The following is a 16,538-nucleotide window of genomic DNA, read 5'->3' on the forward strand; positions in this document are numbered from 1 at the left end:
AGTAAGAGGGTGTTGAGGAACAAGGAGATCGAGGAAACAAAGGAGCGAGGCTCGGAATGTGCGATGCACATGAGAACCGAGCGAAAGCAGTTGACGAAGAGGTCCGCTGTTTATCGACGCACGAAAATAGAGTGCGAATGGTAGTTAGGGGCGCCCCTTGTGAGAGTAGGACGCCAGCGGGCAAAAAAAGAAAGTACCTGATGGGTGCCTTCTTTTTACAATTTTTTATAAATAAACATCCGACGGATGTTCAAGAGACAAGTAATCAGGAAGAGTAATGTTTAATAAGTAAAAGGGTGTTGAGAAACAAGGAGATCGAGGAAACAAAGGAGCGAGGCTCGGAATGTGCGATGCACATGAGACCCGAGCGAAAGCAGTTGACGAAGAGGTCCGCCGTTTATCGACGCCCGAAAATAGAGTGCGAATGGTAGTTAGGTGCGCCCCTTGTGAGAGTAGGACGCCAGAGGGCATACAAAAAGAAAACACCTTAGTGGTGTTTTTTGTTTTGTCTTGATATTTATAAGAAGAACATCTGCAGGATATAAACAATCCATTTCAATTATATTTTATCTAATAAATACTGATTAATATATATAGGTGCCTTTATAGCTGTTAACTCTAAAAAGGAAAGAATGAAGGGATAATCCTGATTATTCATTAGTTTTATGAGTTCACTCCACCACTCGGTTTCGTATCGTGCAATCATACTTAAGTTATATAGAAGAAGATAATGAATAAGTAATTCAGGATAAAAATTAAAGTTGGTTTTTTCCATAGGGAAGTACAAACACTGATCGGTATGGTTGAGCCGAAATGGCATTAGATCATGTAGTTGATTCAATTTTGTATTCAATATTATTTGATTGTTCACTTTTTCATAAGAGGTAAACGAAATGGGTAATTTAGCATTTAAAAATGATAGAAATCTAGATTCAGTCATATGATAAGTGTCTAATATGGAGTCAGGTAATTGAATTTGCTTGCCCGTATGCTCGGCCTTTACAAAGCTAGGAACACCATCAACTTTACAAAATATATGGTTTAACTCTGGAATTTGTTTGAATAGCTGTTTCATGGTTACTTTTTCTTCTTCAATTTGTTTCATGTGAAACATTTTATCCGCCATTAAAGGGAATAATCCACACTTTTGAAATTTAACTTCGTCGTGCAGAAAACTATACTGTTGTTTTTTTCTTTTTCGGCTAGAAACGCCGTGGGCTAAAACAGAGGTTGTTTCTGGATAATTTGGATCGACTGAAAGAATAGCAGCTTTAATAAGATGAACGAGTCCATAAAAGTAAAGAATAGGTTTAATTAGGATAGGAGAACGATCCGCTTGTTCATAATATACTTGTCCATGCTCAAGGTAATATATAAATGGATAGCAGTTATCAAAACTTCTTCTATCAGCATGTTCAATTTGATTGCGTTCATAAGACTTTTTTAAGTAATTTTGTACATTTTGTGCAGAATGAAAATAATAGTAAAGAGATTTCCAATTTTGAGAAGTTGATTCCATATTTTATTCATCTCCAATAATCTGAAAAGTCTAACATATAAAAGTCTCCTTGACAGTATTTTATCCAATTGATAACCTACTAATAATATTTTCGTCTAGGAGGATAAAAAAATGTGGGAAAATAAGTTTGTTAAGGAAGGTTTAACGTTCGATGATGTATTGCTAGTTCCTGCTAAATCTGATGTATTACCGAAGGATGTAAGCTTGCAAGTTCAGTTGACTGAAAAAGTTAAATTGAATGTTCCAATTATTAGTGCTGGTATGGATACAGTGACTGAGGCTGAAATGGCTATTGCTATGGCTAGACAAGGCGGGCTTGGAATTATTCATAAAAACATGTCCATTGAACAGCAAGCAGATATGGTTGACAAGGTAAAGCGTTCAGAAAGTGGCGTTATAACAGACCCATTTTTCCTCACACCTGAAGAGCAAGTATATGACGCTGAGCATCTGATGGGCAAATATCGTATTTCAGGTGTACCGATTGTGAATAACCGTGAAGAGCAAAATCTTGTAGGAATCCTCACTAATCGCGATCTACGCTTTATTCAGGATTACTCCATTAAAATTTCTGACGTAATGACAAAAGAAAACTTAGTTACAGCTCCTGTTGGAACAACTTTAGCGGATGCTGAAAAAATTCTACAAAAATATAAAATTGAAAAATTACCTCTTGTTGATAATACAGGGAAGTTACAAGGATTAATTACAATCAAAGATATTGAAAAGGTAATCGAATTCCCAAACTCTGCAAAGGATGAAAAAGGACGTCTTTTAGCCGGAGCAGCAGTTGGTGTAACAAAAGATACAATGAAACGCGTTGAGATGCTTGTAAAGGCTCAAGTTGATGTTGTAGTAGTCGATACTGCCCACGGACATTCAAAGGGTGTAGCAGACACTGTACGAATGATTAAAGACACATACCCAGACTTAGCAGTTATTGCAGGTAATGTTGCAACCGCAGAGGGAACAAAAGCATTGTTTGAAGCTGGAGCAGATGTAGTAAAGGTTGGAATTGGGCCTGGTTCAATTTGTACAACTCGTGTAGTAGCTGGTGTGGGTGTACCACAAATCACAGCTATTTATGATTGTGCGACTGAAGCTAAGAAGCATGGGAAAACGATCATCGCCGATGGGGGAATTAAATACTCTGGTGATATCGTAAAAGCGTTAGCAGCTGGTGGACATGTTGTTATGCTTGGTAGTATGTTAGCTGGTGTTACGGAAAGTCCTGGAGAAACTGAAATCTTCCAAGGACGCCAATTTAAGGTGTACAGAGGCATGGGCTCTGTTGCTTCAATGGAAAAAGGTTCAAAAGATCGTTATTTCCAAGATGATAATAAAAAGTTTGTACCAGAAGGTATTGAGGGACGTATTGCTTATAAAGGTTCACTAGGAGATACAATTTATCAGTTGGTTGGTGGCTTGCGCTCTGGCATGGGCTACTGTGGTGCAAAGGATTTAGAACACTTGAGAGAATATTCAACATTTGTACGTATGACGGGTGCTGGATTAAAAGAAAGTCATCCACATGATATTCAAATTACAAAAGAAGCACCTAACTATTCATTATAATCACTTAATAATAGGTAGATTGCAGTGACCCTAAAAAGTTAGACCTGGTTATTTTATAAGACAGCTTTGAGAAAATGAGTTCGGTATTGTACTGGACTCATTTTTTTTGCTTTCAAGCTTTTTGAATTGTAGTTTACTATTTCTTACATTCTATCTTAAACTTTCCTACACCTTTAAATTCTTTTCGGTGGAGGAATTCTGATTTCATTATTAGAAGAAGTTCAGTTTAAAAGTCCTTGCTTTTTTTAAGGAAAAAAATGAGAACCTTGCCCGAGTTTTCTTCATCGTTTATGTGTGATAAAATAACAAAGGCTGCAAAAAAAAGTTGGAGGGCTTAAGAAATTGAAAACACATTCTTTTTATCGCAAACTATTTGTTTCTTTACTCGTATTTGTCATGATGTCTAGTGCATTTCTACAACCTAATTCTGCTCAGGCAGAGGATTCATTAAATATCCATGCAGATGCTGCGATTTTAATTGAAGCTGAGACAGGTAAAGTTCTATATGCAAAAAATCCAGATACTGTGCTAGGGATTGCAAGTATGACAAAGATTATGACTGAATACCTACTGCTTGAAGCGATAAAAGAAGGTAGAGTCACATGGGAGCAAGAGTATAATGTAAATGACCATGTTTGGGCGATTTCACAAGATACTAATTTATCAAATGTTCCGTTAAGAAGAGATGGTACATACAATATTCGAGAACTATACGAAGCAATGACCATTTACTCTGCAAATGCAGCAACGATTGCGATTGCAGAAACAATAGCTGGTTCTGAAACAAACTTTGTTAAAATGATGAATGAAAAAGCAGAAGAATTAGGTTTAGAGGATTACAAATTTGTCAATTCTTCTGGTTTAAATAATAGTAACTATAACAACTCATTTGGAGATCATCCAGCAGGTAATGCAGATGAGGAAAATGTCATGTCAGCACGTGCTACGGCCAAATTATCTGCAGCATTGATTAATAATTTTCCAGAGGTATTAGATACATCGAGCACACCAGTTAAGATCTTTAGAGAAGGAACTGAAGATGCAATTAAAATGGATAACTGGAACTGGATGTTACCTGAATTAGTATATGGCTATGAAGGTGTAGACGGGTTAAAAACAGGTACAACAGACTTTGCTGGCTACTGCTTTACTGGAACTGCAATTCGTGATGGTGTCCGTTATATAACTGTCGTTATGAATGCTAAAAATGAAGATGGTAGCTCATCATATAAATCTCGTTTTGATGAAACGAAAAAAATGTTTGATTTTGGCTTTGCAAACCACAGTGAAGAAGAAATTCTGCCTTCTGGTTATCAGTTAGAAGATCAAAAAAGCTTATCAGTAGTAAAAGGTAAAGAAGATCAAGTTCAAATTGAAACAAGTGAACAGATTTCGCTTGTTGTTCGTAACGGTGAAAAAGAACAATACAAGCCAGTACTTGTATTAGATGAAGATTTATTGGATGAGGACGGTCGATTAACTGCTCCAATTAAAAAAGGAGATAAAGTCGGATACGTAACTCTTGAAAAAGAAGGCGGAGAGCCACTTGATTTTGTATCAAAAGGCAAAATGGTACAAGTAGATGTCATCGCGAGTGAAGATGTTGAAAAAGCTAATTGGTTCGTTCTTTCAATGAGAGGGATTGGCGGATTCTTCGGAAACCTTTGGGACACTGTTTCTTCAACAGTAAAAGGTTGGTTTTAATGATTAAATAAGCTCAGTAGGAGATAATCCTACTGAGCTTATTTTTTAATATCTTGGATACAAAATCCTTTATTGAATAAACTCTTCTTTTATTTTCTTCTTCATCATGGATTGCATTTTCTAATCATACAATGTTAGAAAGCGTGTCTTATGAGGAGGAACATAGATGAAAACAGGGACTAAACGGGTCAAGAATGGAATGGCCATGCTGCATAAAGGTGGGGTTATTATAAGTGTTGCAAATCCAGAACAAGCTAGAATTGCTGAACTTGCTGGTGCTGCAGCAGTCATGATTCAAGAAAGGGAAGTTGATGTTTCAAGTGTAATGCGAATGGCTAATCTGCACAAGATTGAAAAAATAATGAATGCTGTTTCAATTCCAATCATCGCACAGTCAAGAATCGGTCATATCGTCGAAGCACGTGTCCTTGAGGCATTAGGCGTTGATTCTATTGATGAAAGTGATGCATTAACACCTGCGGATGAGGCCTATTTCTTAGATAAAGAATCGTTCAATCTTCCGTTCGTTTGCGGTAGTCGTGATTTAGGAGAAGCGTTAATGAGAGTTGGAGAAGGAGCTACGATGTTACGAACAATTGGAGGTGAAGGAACAGGCAATTTAGCCAGTACTGTACGTCAATTGCGAGTAATTCATGGACAAGTTCGTAAAGTGGTATATATGAATCGGGATGAGCTGATGAATGAGGCAAAGCAACTTTCTGCACCGTATGAATTGTTGCTTCGTATGAAAGAACTTGGAAGGTTGCCGGTCATACTCTTCGGCTATGGTGGCATTGCAACTCCAGCTGATGCGGCTCTTATGATGGAGTTAGGTGCGGATGGTATATTCGTTGGTTCCGAAGTATTCAAAGCCACTCAACCTGAAATAATGGTACAAGCCATTGTTGAAGCAACGATTCAGTATAAAGACTATCACTACATTGCAAAGCTAACAAAAGCAACGGGGGGACTGAATTGAAAAATAACAATCGAATGGAAGATTTATTCACTCCAATGGTTGGTGTTTTAGGAGCACAAGGTGCTGTAAGTGACTATATTCGAGATCTCAAAGATTGTGGTGGAAGAGGAACGATTCTTAAGAAACCGGAACAATTAAACGAGATGGACGGTCTTATTATTCCAGGTGGTAATTACAGGACCATTCACCGTTTTATCCATCTATATGATTTTTTTGAAGCGATTTGTGAGTTTATAAAGAGAGATAAACCGATTTTTGCGATACATGGAGCTGTTCAAGTTCTTGCCCAGGAAATGATGTATTTAAATGCATTGGATCTAAAGGTTAGTAATCAAAAGACAAGTGCATATGAGGCGGAAGTTGATCTCGTTTCAATTGCTGATGATTTTAAAGCGGTATTTATTCGTGCTCCCCATATAGTAGAGGTAGGGGAACAGGTAGAGGTGCTTGCGAAGCACCAGGAGCATATAGTTGTTGTAAAACAAGGGAATATACTTGGCTGTACATTTTTACCTGAAGTGGCGGGAGACTTACGGTTGTTAACCTATTTCTTGCAAATGGTTAAAGAGAAAAAGCAAATTGTCGCATAATCTTATTGCAAATCGTCCATAATTGTAGTAAATTATGAATTACTTATATGGAATTGGAAAGCATTGATAGGAACTAGTAGCAGGAAGGTCTTTCATAGAAGAGAGCCGGTGGTTGGTGCAAACCGGTAGAGACGCCTTGTGAATCCATCCTTGAGTGGAATGAGGAAAGTATTATTACGAGTAATCATTCACGGGTAATCGCCGTTATCGTATTGAGGTGGAAGGTTCTTTATGCTTTCAACTAGGGTGGCAACGCGGGTAACTCTCGTCCCTTTTATAGGGATGGGGGTTTTTTGTTGTTTTCTCAAAAAAATAATAGGAGGAAAACCAATGTTAGATATTAAACATTTACGTGCAAATTTTGCAGAAGTGAAGGAACAGCTTAAGCATCGAGGAGAAGACTTATCCGATCTAGGAAACTTTGAAGACTTAGACATTAAAAGAAGAGAGATTCTTGTGGAAGCAGAGCAATTAAAAAGCAAGAGAAATGAAGTATCACAACAAGTTGCTGTTTTAAAAAGAGAGAAAAAGGATGCAGATGCACTTATCGTTGAAATGAGAGAAGTAGGCGATCGCATAAAGGAGCTTGACGACCAGTTAAGAACCGTGGAAGAAGAGTTGAATCAACTGCTTTTAAGCATTCCCAATATTCCACATGAAAGCACACCTGTTGGTGAAACAGAAGATGATAATGTGGAAGCATGGAAATGGGGAGAAGTTCCACAATTTGCATTCGAACCAAAACCGCATTGGGATGTTGCAGATGGATTAGGTATTCTTGATTTCGAAAAAGCAGGAAAAGTAACAGGAAGCCGTTTTGTTTTTTATCAAGGACTAGGTGCTCGCTTAGAGCGTGCATTGTTTAACTTCATGTTGGATCTTCACACGGAGGAGCACGGCTATACCGAAGTGTTGCCACCATACATGGTAAACCGAGCAAGCATGACAGGAACAGGTCAATTACCGAAGTTTGAAGAAGACGCGTTCTTAATCGAAAGTGAGGATTATTTCTTAATTCCTACAGCGGAAGTCCCTGTAACAAATATGCATCGTGATGAAATCATGGCGAACGATGATCTTCCGATGAACTATGCGGCATTTAGTGCATGCTTCCGTTCAGAGGCAGGTTCAGCTGGACGTGATACAAGAGGTTTAATTCGTCAGCATCAATTTAATAAAGTAGAGCTTGTGAAATTTGTTAAGCCTGAAGATTCTTATGATGAATTGGAGAAGCTAACAAAGAACGCAGAGAAAGTGTTGCAATTGCTTAATTTGCCATACCGCGTTATGAGTATGTGTACAGGCGACCTTGGATTTACAGCAGCGAAGAAGTACGATATTGAGGTCTGGATTCCAAGCTACGGTACGTACCGAGAAATTTCTTCTTGCAGTAATTTTGAAGCATTCCAAGCGAGAAGAGCGAATATCCGTTTCCGTCGTGACGCTAAAGCGAAGCCAGAACATGTACACACATTAAATGGATCTGGTCTTGCGGTTGGCCGTACTGTTGCTGCGATTCTAGAGAATTATCAACAAGCAGATGGTTCTGTTATCATCCCTGAAGTATTACGCCCTTATATGGGAAATCGCGAAATTATTTCACCAAAATAAAAAATGTTGAAAATGTGTTGACAGGAAATCATATAAATGATATATTATTTCTTGTCGATACGGAGGAATACCCAAGTCCGGCTGAAGGGATCGGTCTTGAAAACCGACAGGCGGGTTAAACCGCGCGGGGGTTCGAATCCCTCTTCCTCCGCCATAACTAGTGACAGTTACACACGCGCATAATTATTTGGAGATATGAAATCACTGCTCATTGTGAGTAGTGATTTTTTTTGTTTAAAGAATGAAAGTTTCCCTTGTTATGAAAAATCCCTCTAATAAACAAGTAGCCAAGGACGTTTTCGACCTTGGCTACATGCTAGTTTCCTATTTCTTCAAATGTGTTGTTTGTTTAAGAACTTGTCCGATTTTTTCTAGGACTGGTTCAATGGATGTTTCGTCATTAAGTAAATCATAATCGTTAATGTTTAGTCGTAAAACAGGACATGCATGGAAGTCATCAATCCAGCGCTCGTAGCGTCCGTGCATTTCTTCCCAATAGGAAGTTGGAGTTTGTTGCTCCATTGGCCTTCCTCTTTCATGGATGCGCGAAAGGATATCATCTAGCGATCCTTCTAAATAAATCAGAATGTCTGGGTGTGGGAAGTACGGCGTCATCACCATCGCATCAAAAAGACTTGTATAGGTTTCGTAATCTACCTCATTCATCGTCCCTTTTTCATAATGCATTTTTGCAAAAATGCCTGTATCCTCGTAAATCGATCGATCCTGTACAAAACCTCCACCGTATTCAAAAATTCGTTTTTGCTCCTTGAATCTTTCGGCTAAGAAATAGATTTGTAAATGAAAGCTCCATCTTTCAAAATCAGCATAAAATTTATCTAAGTATGGATTTGTATCGACTTTTTCAAATGAAGTGCGGAACTGCAAGGAATCTGCTAGAGCTTTTGTCATCGTTGATTTGCCTACTCCAACTGTACCAGCTATTGTAATGACGGCATTAGATGGAATATTATACTTTTCACGTAAATTCATTCTTAGGTTCTCCTTGATCGTATCGTTCATTGTTTTTGTTTGCATATTTGCTTCTCCAAAGTTTTTGATAAATGCTGCATCATTTGATCTAAATCCTGCTTTTGGTTTACAAAGTCAAGCTCATCTCCGTTAAATCGTAACACTGGAATCTCAGGGTGCTGTTGCTCAAAAGAAGTAATGGCAGCATCATAATCGAGTGCAAGTTGTTCTAAATAAAGTGGACTAATGTTCTTCTCGATTTCTCTCCCCCGAATGGAGATTCGTTTTAGTAACGTTTCTAGACTTGCATGTAAATAGATAATCATATTTGGTTTTGGCATATCGGACGTTAAGATGTCATAAATGCTTAAGTATTTTGTGTACTCTTCTTTTGTTAATGTTCTTTGGGCAAAAATGAGATTTTTAAATATATGATAATCTGCAACAACAGGATGTTGCTTTGATAAAAAGTTCTTTTGAATGTCTCCTAATTGCTTATATCGATTGCATAGGAAAAACATTTCCGTCTGAAAACTCCATTCCTCGATGTTTTCATAAAACTTTCCTAAGAAAGGGTTTTCATCAACAATCTCTTTTAGCAATGTATAGTGATAGTGATCCGAAATTGCTTTTGCTAAAGAAGTTTTTCCAACTCCAATTGGACCCTCCACTGTGATAAAAGGTACGCCCCCCATATAAATCCTCCTACTCGTAACTTCTAGTAAACATGTTCTATTATTTTACCATAAGACAGGTGCTAGGAGATATGGTTGAAATGGAAAAGAAAAGGGATGTGAGATAGAAGGGAAAAGCACGTAAAACCAAATGGATACTACGTGCTTTTTATAGATGGCTAAGCTCTCTTTACAACATTGAACTGATCGCCAATGAGTAGCCAATTTTGTGGGAAGGAAAGCCCGAGCTTCCAGTAGCTAATGCCCCTTAGCTGAAGTTCTTTTAAAAGATCAAACTTAGCTTGTATGGAACGTGCATCTTCAAACCATACTTCATGCTGACGGCCATCAGCGTCTGTATATCGGAAGAAAGGTGCTTGGGCTGTTGTGTCATATTGAATCGGGACATTTTGATCTGCTGCAAGATCGATTGCTTGTTGGGGACTAAGTGCTCTTGCCATTGAGCCTTGAACAAATGGCAACGTCCAATCGTACCCATAAAGATTTTGTCCCATCAATATTTTATTTGAAGGAATCTCGGTAATGGCGTATTCCAATACATTTCGTACAGGTCCTATTGGCGAGACAGCCATTGCAGGACCACCGCTATACCCCCATTCATAAGTCATAATAACGACAAAGTCAACAATTTCTCCGTGGGCACGATAATCATGAGCTTCATACCATTGCCCCTGCTGATCAGCACTCGTTTTTGGAGCAAGAGCTGTTGAGATGTACCAACCTTTATCATGAAATAAATCACGAGCTCTTCGTAAAAATTGATTGTACGGCTCTCGATCTTCTGCACGTAAATACTCAAAATCAAAATGAATATCCTTAAATCCATATTTTGTAGCGGTTTCAACGATATTGTTCAAAAAGCGGTCCTGAACTGCTTTGTCATTAAGAAGAATTTCACCAACCTCTGCACTGAATTGTTGGTTTTCCTGATTGGAAATAACCATTGTTAATACGTTTTGATGCGCAGCTGCAATTGATGGTAAGTTCCCAAGAGGCGGTTCTTGCAATGAACCATCTCTTAATGCTTGGAATTGAAAAGGCCCTAAATACGTTAAGTATGGAGCCGCTTCACGAGAAGCTTCTTCAAGTTCAGGAGATACAGAATTACCTCGTGGCTCTACATACGCGTTTACCTCTACATCGGATTTTGGCAATTGTGGAATGTACAATCGGAAACCGACTTGCAAAGGCTGTGTCGGTTGGATGGCATTGATTCTTGCTAACTCTTGATAGGAGAGCCCAAACTTTGTAGCGATCGAAAATAAGCTATCCCCAGGCTGTACCCAGTAGAAGCGTCCGACAATTGGAATGACAAGGGCTTGACCGACGACGAGTCGATTAGGATTAGGTAGTTCGTTCGCTTCAACAATATCCTCGACTGTTGTTCCATAGGCATTAGCAATTCCTGTAAGGCTTTGCCCTTGTTGAATGACATGGATTTGCATTTTTATTCCCTCCATTCATGCAAATTAATACATCTTATGAAGGAAAATGAGTAGAAATGTTAGTATGTGGGTCAATATTTGCTTTTAAAACATTTTTCATCATTAGAAGCGCTTTATCATTGTCTTCTTTCACATTCGAAGCAATGCAATCTTTAGGAATGAATAAAGTGTACTCACGCATATAAGCATCGTTTGCTGTGAAAAGGACGCAAATATTTCCGGCGACACCTGCGAGGACAAGCGTTTTTGTATTGAGCTGTTGCAACAATGTGTGCAAGGCTGTTCCGTAAAAGCCAGAGTGCTTCGGCTTAATTAAGAAATAATCGCTTTCTTTCGGAAGGATGTCATTGATAATTCCTTCACTTCGTTCATTTGTACAATAGTGAACAATCTTTTGGATATCTGCTTGCCATAAATTATAATGATCATTAACATAGATGACTGGAAATTGATGATCGTAAAAATATTGACGTAGCTCATTTACTGGTTTCATCATCTTTTGTGTTTGATCAGCTAAACTTTGTCCGTGGATAAATTGAAAATCATTAATCATATCAATTATGATAAGTGCAGGACGTTGATGAGATTCCACAATAAACACCACCTAATGTAAGGATGTAACTTTTCTTTAGTGTTGATAAAATCATCGTTTTTACACTTTTAAATGAGAATTAAAGGATTGAAAAATATGACAGAGAAAATAGATTCATTTTATATGAGGGAAGCCATCTTAGAGGCAAAGAAAGCAAAGTATCTTGATGAAGTTCCAATTGGTGCCGTCCTTGTGTACAACGATACCGTCATTGCGAGAGGTCATAATTTGCGTGAAAAGGATCAAAATTCACTAGCACATGCTGAACTACTCACCATTGATAAGGCATGTAAACAGCTGGGCACATGGCGTCTAGAGGATGCGACATTATATGTAACGCTTGAGCCATGTCCAATGTGTGCGGGAGCCATTATGCTCTCTAGGATCAAAAGAGTCGTTTACGGAGCGAAGGACCCTAAAGGTGGTTGCGTCGGAACGATGATGAATTTGCTACAAGATGAGCGGTTCAACCATCAATGCGAAGTGACTACAGGGGTACTAGAAGAAGAGTGTGGCCAAATGTTAACAGATTTTTTTCGCACTATAAGAGAAAAGAAAAAAGAAGCGAAACGTTTGAAGCGATTGGAGACGAATGAATGAATTGCTTTTCTATTCATTTCTTAGTATAATGATTATGCGTCGGACAAGACGCCTTATAATTGGTATCAACTTTGCCGTGCTAGGTGGGGAGGTAGCGGTGCCCTGTACTCGCAATCCGCTCTAGCGAGACTGAATTCCTTTCTGAGGCATTTGCCTTGTAGGGTCTGCCTTAAGTAAGTGGTGTTGACGCTTCGGTCCTGCGCAATGGGAATCCATGAACTATGTCAGGTCCGGAAGGAAGCAGCATTAAGTGGAATCTCCCATGTGCCGCAGGGTTGCCTGAGCAGAGCTAACTGCTTGAGTAACGCCTATGAGCATTTGTCGAAGAAAGGTGCACGGCAGTTATTATTATATAAAATCCATTCTATATACTAGGATGGTTTTTTTATTGTCTTCTTTTCTGAAAAAGATATATTTCTTTTTGTAAAATGGAAATTAGATACGTTATAATAATGGTGACTATTTTCAGGGAAGGGGCGAACAAGGTGAGTTATCAAGCATTATATCGTGTTTGGAGACCACAGTCTTTTATAGATGTTGTCGGTCAAGAGCATGTAACAAAGACTTTGCAAAACGCCCTATTGCAGCAAAAAATCTCACATGCGTATTTGTTTTCCGGACCAAGAGGGACGGGAAAGACCACGGCTGCGAAGATTTTAGCTAAAGCGGTTAACTGTGATCATGCACCGGTTAGTGAACCCTGCAATGAATGTCCATCTTGTAGAGGGATTTCAGATGGATCCATCCCTGATGTAATTGAAATTGATGCTGCATCCAATAATGGTGTAGAAGAAATTCGTGACATTCGAGACAAGGTAAAATTTGCTCCAAATAGCGTAAAATATAAAGTGTATATTGTTGATGAAGTGCACATGCTTTCCATCGGAGCGTTTAATGCCCTGTTAAAAACATTAGAAGAACCACCTAAGCATGTTATTTTTATTCTTGCTACAACTGAACCTCATAAAATTCCGTTGACGATTATTTCTCGTTGCCAGAGGTTTGATTTTAAACGAATTACGGCAGCTTCGATTGTAGGCAGAATGAAAGTAATTGCTGATGGGACGGAATTAGCTTATGAAGAACAAGCTTTGAATGTGATTGCCCGTGCGGCAGAAGGTGGAATGAGGGATGCTCTCAGCCTCCTTGATCAAGCTATCTCCTATAGTGACGGGATTGTAAAAGTAGAAGATGCTTTAACTGTTACAGGCTCAGTATCGCAAAAGTTTTTAAATCGCCTTGCAAAGGCAATTAATGAAAAAGATGTGGCAACTTCTCTAGAAACATTAGAAGAGCTCCTTTTTCAGGGGAAAGACCCAGTAAGGTTCGTTGAAGATTTTATTTTGTTTTATCGAGATATGTTATTATATAAAGCAGCGCCTAATTTGGAAGAATCTATAGAGCGTGTCATGATTGATGATGACTTTAAAGAGCTTCTTGAAGAAGTTTCTGTTGAGAGTCTTTATGAATGGATCAAGATTTTAAACGAAACACAACAAGAGATGCGCTGGACAAATCATCCGAGAATTTTCTTGGAAGTTGCAATGATGAAGTTATGTCAGTTACAAGGTAAAAATGAGTTGCTGACTAACACGCAAAGTAGTTTCGATGTTAAACCATTATTGCAGAGAATTGAACAGCTTGAAAATGAGCTAAAATCTATTAAGCAAAATGGGGTTTCAATACAAGAAGAAGTTCAGCAGGCTGCACCACAGAGAAAAGCGAGAACTTCTCGAAATGGATTCCAAGCACCCGTAGGAAAGCTGAATGAGGTTTTAAAACAGGCCACGAAGCAGGAATTGCTTTCGATTAAGTCGAATTGGGCAGAGATGTTAAATCGATTAGTTCACAATCAAATGCGCTCACAAGCAGCTCTATTAAATGAAGCAGAGCCAGTCGCAGCATCTCCACAAGCTGTAGTCATTAAATTTAAATATGAAATCCATTGCCAAATGGCGATGAATAATTCACAGTTTATTGATGTCATCATGCAGTCGTTCCAAGAATTAATAGGAAAGCGGTATCAAGTATTTGGTGTGCCAGAAGATGGATGGCATCAAATACGAAAAGATTTCCTTGCGAATCATGCAGATGAACAGAATGAAGAGTTTCCAAAGCAAGAAGAAGACTTATTTATCTCCGAAGCTAAAAAGTTATTCGGGGATGATTTGATTGAATTAAAAGAATAAATGGAGGCGTTATACGATGCGTGGTATGGGTAATATGCAAAATATGATGAAGCAAATGCAAAAAATGCAAAAGAAAATGGCTGAAGCTCAAGAGGAGTTAGGTGAAAAGCGAATCGAAGGTACAGCTGGTGGCGGTATGGTAACAGTTGTTGTTTCCGGTCATAAAGAAGTATTAGAAGTCATTATTAAAGAAGAAGTTGTTGATCCAGAAGATATCGAAATGTTACAAGATATCGTATTAGCTGCTACGAATGATGCTTTGAAAAAAGCGGATGAATTATCGAATTCTACTATGGGGCAGTTTACAAAAGGCTTAAACTTACCTGGCATGTTCTAATCAAAGATGTAGGTTGCACTGCGCCGAAAAACACAGGTATTCCACCTGCTTCGTTTTTTGGCGTTTTTTTATGGTAAAAAGAAAAATGGATGATTGTTGGAGGAAATGATATGCATTACCCAGAACCGATATCTAAACTAATAGATAGTTTTATGAAGTTACCAGGGATTGGTCCGAAAACTGCTGCCCGTTTAGCATTTTTTGTATTGAATATGAAGGAAGATACGGTGCTTGATTTTGCAAAGGCATTAGTCAATGCGAAGAGGAATCTAAGTTATTGCTCCGTTTGCGGTCATATTACAGATCAAGACCCGTGCTATATATGTGAAGATGAAAAAAGGGATCGTACCATCGTTTGTGTCGTGCAAGATCCTAAAGACGTGATTGCAATGGAAAAAATGAAGGAATACAGTGGATTATACCATGTACTCCACGGAGCGATTTCTCCTATGGATGGAATTGGACCAGAGGACATTAATATTCCGGATTTACTGAAGAGGCTTCAAGATGATTCGATTCAAGAAGTAATTTTGGCTACGAATCCGAATATTGAAGGTGAAGCAACAGCAATGTATATTTCTAGATTGTTAAAACCATCAGGCATTAAAGCAACTCGAATTGCTCATGGTCTACCTGTTGGCGGAGATTTAGAATATGCAGATGAGGTGACCTTATCAAAGGCACTAGAAGGACGTAGAGAAGTATAGGAGGAATTGGATGTTCTTTCGGAAAAAAGGTTGGCTAAGAAAAGAATATGATGAAAAATTATTACTTCAAATGAATGACTTGAAGGTACAATGGCAAAATCAAAAGGTTCTTATGGACAAAAGTTTTGATCCTTCTGAAGAATCTTTAGTAGAGGCAAAGCTTGTAGAGGCAAAATATTTTTATATGTTTAAAGAGGTACGAAAACGAAATATCTCAGTACGCTAACAATGGAGATAAGGTCTTTTTTTCATGCTTGATTCATACATAATAGTACAAGCATGTAAAGGAGGAGTCTGATTGGAACCAATAATTATGATTGGGTTCGTGATCGCATTGTTTATGATCATGCTATTGATAGCAACGCCATTAAAGCCGATGAGATTTATTGGACAAGGAATTATCAAGTTAATGGTTGGGGCATTGTTCTTGTTTTTCTTGAACTTCTTTGGAAACCAATATGGCGTCCATGTCCCGATCAATATCATTACAACAAGCATTTCCGGTTTTCTTGGAATTCCTGGGGTATTAGCATTAGTAGCCATACAATCATTTGTTATTTAGAGATTGATTGATGAGATAATCTTTGATGATGTGTTATTATTGGGCGGTATAATAGAATCGAAGATTATCTTTTCTTCCACTGGAGCCTCTCTCAGTTAATTGAATCTGTATTAACCTTTAATTAATAAGTAAGAGTTATAAAAGTAAACCTTTAAAAAAGTTTTAAAAACGTGTTGACTTATAAATGATAGGCTGATAATATATTAAGAGTCGTCACAACGACATGAAAAAATATCCTGAAAAAAGTTATTGACAAACAAAATCAGGAATGTTAATATTAATAAGTCGTTTCGACAGTGAAACGCTTACAAATTGCTCTTTGAAAACTGAACGAACAAAAAACGTCAACGTTAATCTAAACTGAGTAATCAGTTAAACAAGCACCATAGGTGCAAAAACGAGCTAATCAAACACTTTATTGGAGAGTTTGATCCTGGCTCAGGACGAACGCTGGCGGCGTG

At 38.2% G+C, this 16,538-nt stretch carries 17 protein-coding genes, 1 tRNA gene, 1 other RNA gene, 1 pseudogene and 1 other annotated feature; of the genes and pseudogenes, 14 read left to right on the forward strand and 6 right to left on the reverse strand.

Annotated features, from left to right (window positions below; all coding sequences use genetic code 11):
- The first annotated feature begins 56 nt into the window (after positions 1-56).
- Positions 57-278: a hypothetical protein gene (locus AC6F34_RS16160; RefSeq protein ID WP_500774012.1), complete on the forward strand. Its 222-nt coding sequence runs from the start codon at positions 57-59 to the stop codon at positions 276-278.
- A 281-nt stretch (positions 279-559) separates the two neighbouring features.
- Here AC6F34_RS16160 and AC6F34_RS16165 read toward each other — a convergent pair whose 3' ends face one another.
- A complete protein-coding gene (locus AC6F34_RS16165; RefSeq protein ID WP_500774013.1) occupies positions 560-1,519 on the reverse strand; it encodes a YaaC family protein in 960 nt (319 codons plus the stop codon).
- A 111-nt stretch (positions 1,520-1,630) separates the two neighbouring features.
- On the opposite strand from AC6F34_RS16165, the gene guaB reads away from it, so the two are divergent.
- Complete coding sequence (guaB, locus tag AC6F34_RS16170) at positions 1,631-3,094, forward strand: IMP dehydrogenase (protein WP_500774014.1); 1,464 nt, start codon at positions 1,631-1,633, stop codon at positions 3,092-3,094.
- A 53-nt stretch (positions 3,095-3,147) separates the two neighbouring features.
- On the opposite strand, the pseudogene AC6F34_RS16175 reads toward guaB, so the two are convergent.
- A pseudogene (locus AC6F34_RS16175) lies at positions 3,148-3,305 on the reverse strand (IS3 family transposase); the annotation flags it as partial.
- Positions 3,306-3,490: 185 nt separating this feature from the next.
- On the opposite strand from AC6F34_RS16175, the gene AC6F34_RS16180 reads away from it, so the two are divergent.
- The 5 genes from AC6F34_RS16180 (at position 3,491) to AC6F34_RS16200 (ending at position 8,132) form a co-directional block, all read left to right on the forward strand.
- Positions 3,491-4,798, forward strand: a complete 1,308-nt coding sequence (locus tag AC6F34_RS16180) for a D-alanyl-D-alanine carboxypeptidase family protein (RefSeq protein WP_500774035.1) — start codon at positions 3,491-3,493, stop codon at positions 4,796-4,798.
- A 166-nt stretch (positions 4,799-4,964) separates the two neighbouring features.
- The gene (locus AC6F34_RS16185) at positions 4,965-5,777 is read left to right on the forward strand and encodes a beta/alpha barrel domain-containing protein (protein ID WP_500774015.1); all 813 of its coding nucleotides are present in this window, start codon (positions 4,965-4,967) and stop codon (positions 5,775-5,777) included.
- Positions 5,774-6,367: a pyridoxal 5'-phosphate synthase glutaminase subunit PdxT gene (gene pdxT, locus AC6F34_RS16190; protein ID WP_500774016.1), complete on the forward strand. Its 594-nt coding sequence runs from the start codon at positions 5,774-5,776 to the stop codon at positions 6,365-6,367. The genes AC6F34_RS16185 and pdxT overlap by 4 nt, the downstream gene beginning before the upstream one ends.
- 54 nt (positions 6,368-6,421) lie before the next feature.
- Positions 6,422-6,643, forward strand: a binding site (T-box leader).
- A gap of 54 nt (positions 6,644-6,697) precedes the next feature.
- Positions 6,698-7,978: a serine--tRNA ligase gene (gene serS, locus AC6F34_RS16195; protein WP_500774017.1), complete on the forward strand. Its 1,281-nt coding sequence runs from the start codon at positions 6,698-6,700 to the stop codon at positions 7,976-7,978.
- A gap of 61 nt (positions 7,979-8,039) precedes the next feature.
- A tRNA-Ser gene (locus tag AC6F34_RS16200) sits at positions 8,040-8,132 on the forward strand.
- 170 nt (positions 8,133-8,302) lie between these two features.
- Here AC6F34_RS16200 and AC6F34_RS16205 read toward each other — a convergent pair.
- From AC6F34_RS16205 to AC6F34_RS16220, 4 genes are all read right to left on the reverse strand, one after another.
- Positions 8,303-8,971, reverse strand: a complete 669-nt coding sequence (locus AC6F34_RS16205) for a deoxynucleoside kinase (RefSeq protein WP_500774037.1) — start codon at positions 8,969-8,971, stop codon at positions 8,303-8,305.
- Positions 8,972-8,997: 26 nt separating this feature from the next.
- Positions 8,998-9,645, reverse strand: coding sequence for a deoxynucleoside kinase (locus tag AC6F34_RS16210; protein WP_500774018.1), 648 nt, complete (start codon positions 9,643-9,645; stop codon positions 8,998-9,000).
- Positions 9,646-9,803: 158 nt separating this feature from the next.
- The gene (locus AC6F34_RS16215) at positions 9,804-11,090 is read right to left on the reverse strand and encodes a LysM peptidoglycan-binding domain-containing protein (protein ID WP_500774019.1); all 1,287 of its coding nucleotides are present in this window, start codon (positions 11,088-11,090) and stop codon (positions 9,804-9,806) included.
- Between the two features lie 34 nt (positions 11,091-11,124).
- The gene (locus AC6F34_RS16220) at positions 11,125-11,682 is read right to left on the reverse strand and encodes a cysteine hydrolase family protein (protein ID WP_500774021.1); all 558 of its coding nucleotides are present in this window, start codon (positions 11,680-11,682) and stop codon (positions 11,125-11,127) included.
- 96 nt (positions 11,683-11,778) lie between these two features.
- Here AC6F34_RS16220 and tadA point away from each other — a divergent pair, with 96 nt between their 5' ends.
- The 7 genes from tadA to AC6F34_RS16255 all read left to right on the forward strand — a co-directional run bounded on the left by tadA (position 11,779) and on the right by AC6F34_RS16255 (position 16,077).
- A complete protein-coding gene (gene tadA / locus AC6F34_RS16225; protein WP_500774023.1) occupies positions 11,779-12,282 on the forward strand; it encodes a tRNA adenosine(34) deaminase TadA in 504 nt (167 codons plus the stop codon).
- Positions 12,283-12,356: 74 nt separating this feature from the next.
- Positions 12,357-12,621: signal recognition particle sRNA large type (gene ffs, locus AC6F34_RS16230), an RNA gene on the forward strand.
- A 146-nt stretch (positions 12,622-12,767) separates the two neighbouring features.
- A complete protein-coding gene (dnaX, locus tag AC6F34_RS16235) occupies positions 12,768-14,471 on the forward strand; it encodes a DNA polymerase III subunit gamma/tau (RefSeq protein ID WP_500774025.1) in 1,704 nt (567 codons plus the stop codon).
- A gap of 16 nt (positions 14,472-14,487) precedes the next feature.
- Positions 14,488-14,808, forward strand: a complete 321-nt coding sequence (locus AC6F34_RS16240; RefSeq protein ID WP_500774027.1) for a YbaB/EbfC family nucleoid-associated protein — start codon at positions 14,488-14,490, stop codon at positions 14,806-14,808.
- 110 nt (positions 14,809-14,918) lie between these two features.
- On the forward strand, positions 14,919-15,515 hold the full coding sequence (gene recR, locus AC6F34_RS16245) for a recombination mediator RecR (protein WP_500774029.1): 597 nt from the start codon (positions 14,919-14,921) through the stop codon (positions 15,513-15,515).
- A gap of 10 nt (positions 15,516-15,525) precedes the next feature.
- Complete coding sequence (locus tag AC6F34_RS16250; RefSeq protein ID WP_500774031.1) at positions 15,526-15,741, forward strand: YaaL family protein; 216 nt, start codon at positions 15,526-15,528, stop codon at positions 15,739-15,741.
- Between the two features lie 72 nt (positions 15,742-15,813).
- Positions 15,814-16,077, forward strand: coding sequence for a pro-sigmaK processing inhibitor BofA family protein (locus AC6F34_RS16255; RefSeq protein WP_500774033.1), 264 nt, complete (start codon positions 15,814-15,816; stop codon positions 16,075-16,077).
- Positions 16,078-16,538: the final 461 nt, after the last annotated feature.

The organism is Niallia sp. CD-39, from assembly GCF_059874745.1.

Bases quoted from the DNA above. Each gene is read 5' to 3' on its own strand.
- AC6F34_RS16250 (WP_500774031.1), top strand. From the start codon at position 15,526: ATGTTCTTTCGGAAAAAAGGTTGGCTAAGAAAAGAATATGATGAAAAA.
- AC6F34_RS16215 (WP_500774019.1), bottom strand. From the start codon at position 11,090: ATGCAAATCCATGTCATTCAACAAGGGCAAAGCCTTACAGGAATTGCT.
- guaB (WP_500774014.1), top strand. From the start codon at position 1,631: ATGTGGGAAAATAAGTTTGTTAAGGAAGGTTTAACGTTCGATGATGTA.
- AC6F34_RS16160 (WP_500774012.1), top strand. From the start codon at position 57: ATGTGCGATGCACATGAGAACCGAGCGAAAGCAGTTGACGAAGAGGTC.
- tadA (WP_500774023.1), top strand. From the start codon at position 11,779: ATGACAGAGAAAATAGATTCATTTTATATGAGGGAAGCCATCTTAGAG.
- serS (WP_500774017.1), top strand. From the start codon at position 6,698: ATGTTAGATATTAAACATTTACGTGCAAATTTTGCAGAAGTGAAGGAA.
- AC6F34_RS16185 (WP_500774015.1), top strand. From the start codon at position 4,965: ATGAAAACAGGGACTAAACGGGTCAAGAATGGAATGGCCATGCTGCAT.
- AC6F34_RS16240 (WP_500774027.1), top strand. From the start codon at position 14,488: ATGCGTGGTATGGGTAATATGCAAAATATGATGAAGCAAATGCAAAAA.
- AC6F34_RS16210 (WP_500774018.1), bottom strand. From the start codon at position 9,645: ATGGGGGGCGTACCTTTTATCACAGTGGAGGGTCCAATTGGAGTTGGA.
- AC6F34_RS16205 (WP_500774037.1), bottom strand. From the start codon at position 8,971: ATGAATTTACGTGAAAAGTATAATATTCCATCTAATGCCGTCATTACA.
- AC6F34_RS16165 (WP_500774013.1), bottom strand. From the start codon at position 1,519: ATGGAATCAACTTCTCAAAATTGGAAATCTCTTTACTATTATTTTCAT.
- AC6F34_RS16180 (WP_500774035.1), top strand. From the start codon at position 3,491: ATGATGTCTAGTGCATTTCTACAACCTAATTCTGCTCAGGCAGAGGAT.
- recR (WP_500774029.1), top strand. From the start codon at position 14,919: ATGCATTACCCAGAACCGATATCTAAACTAATAGATAGTTTTATGAAG.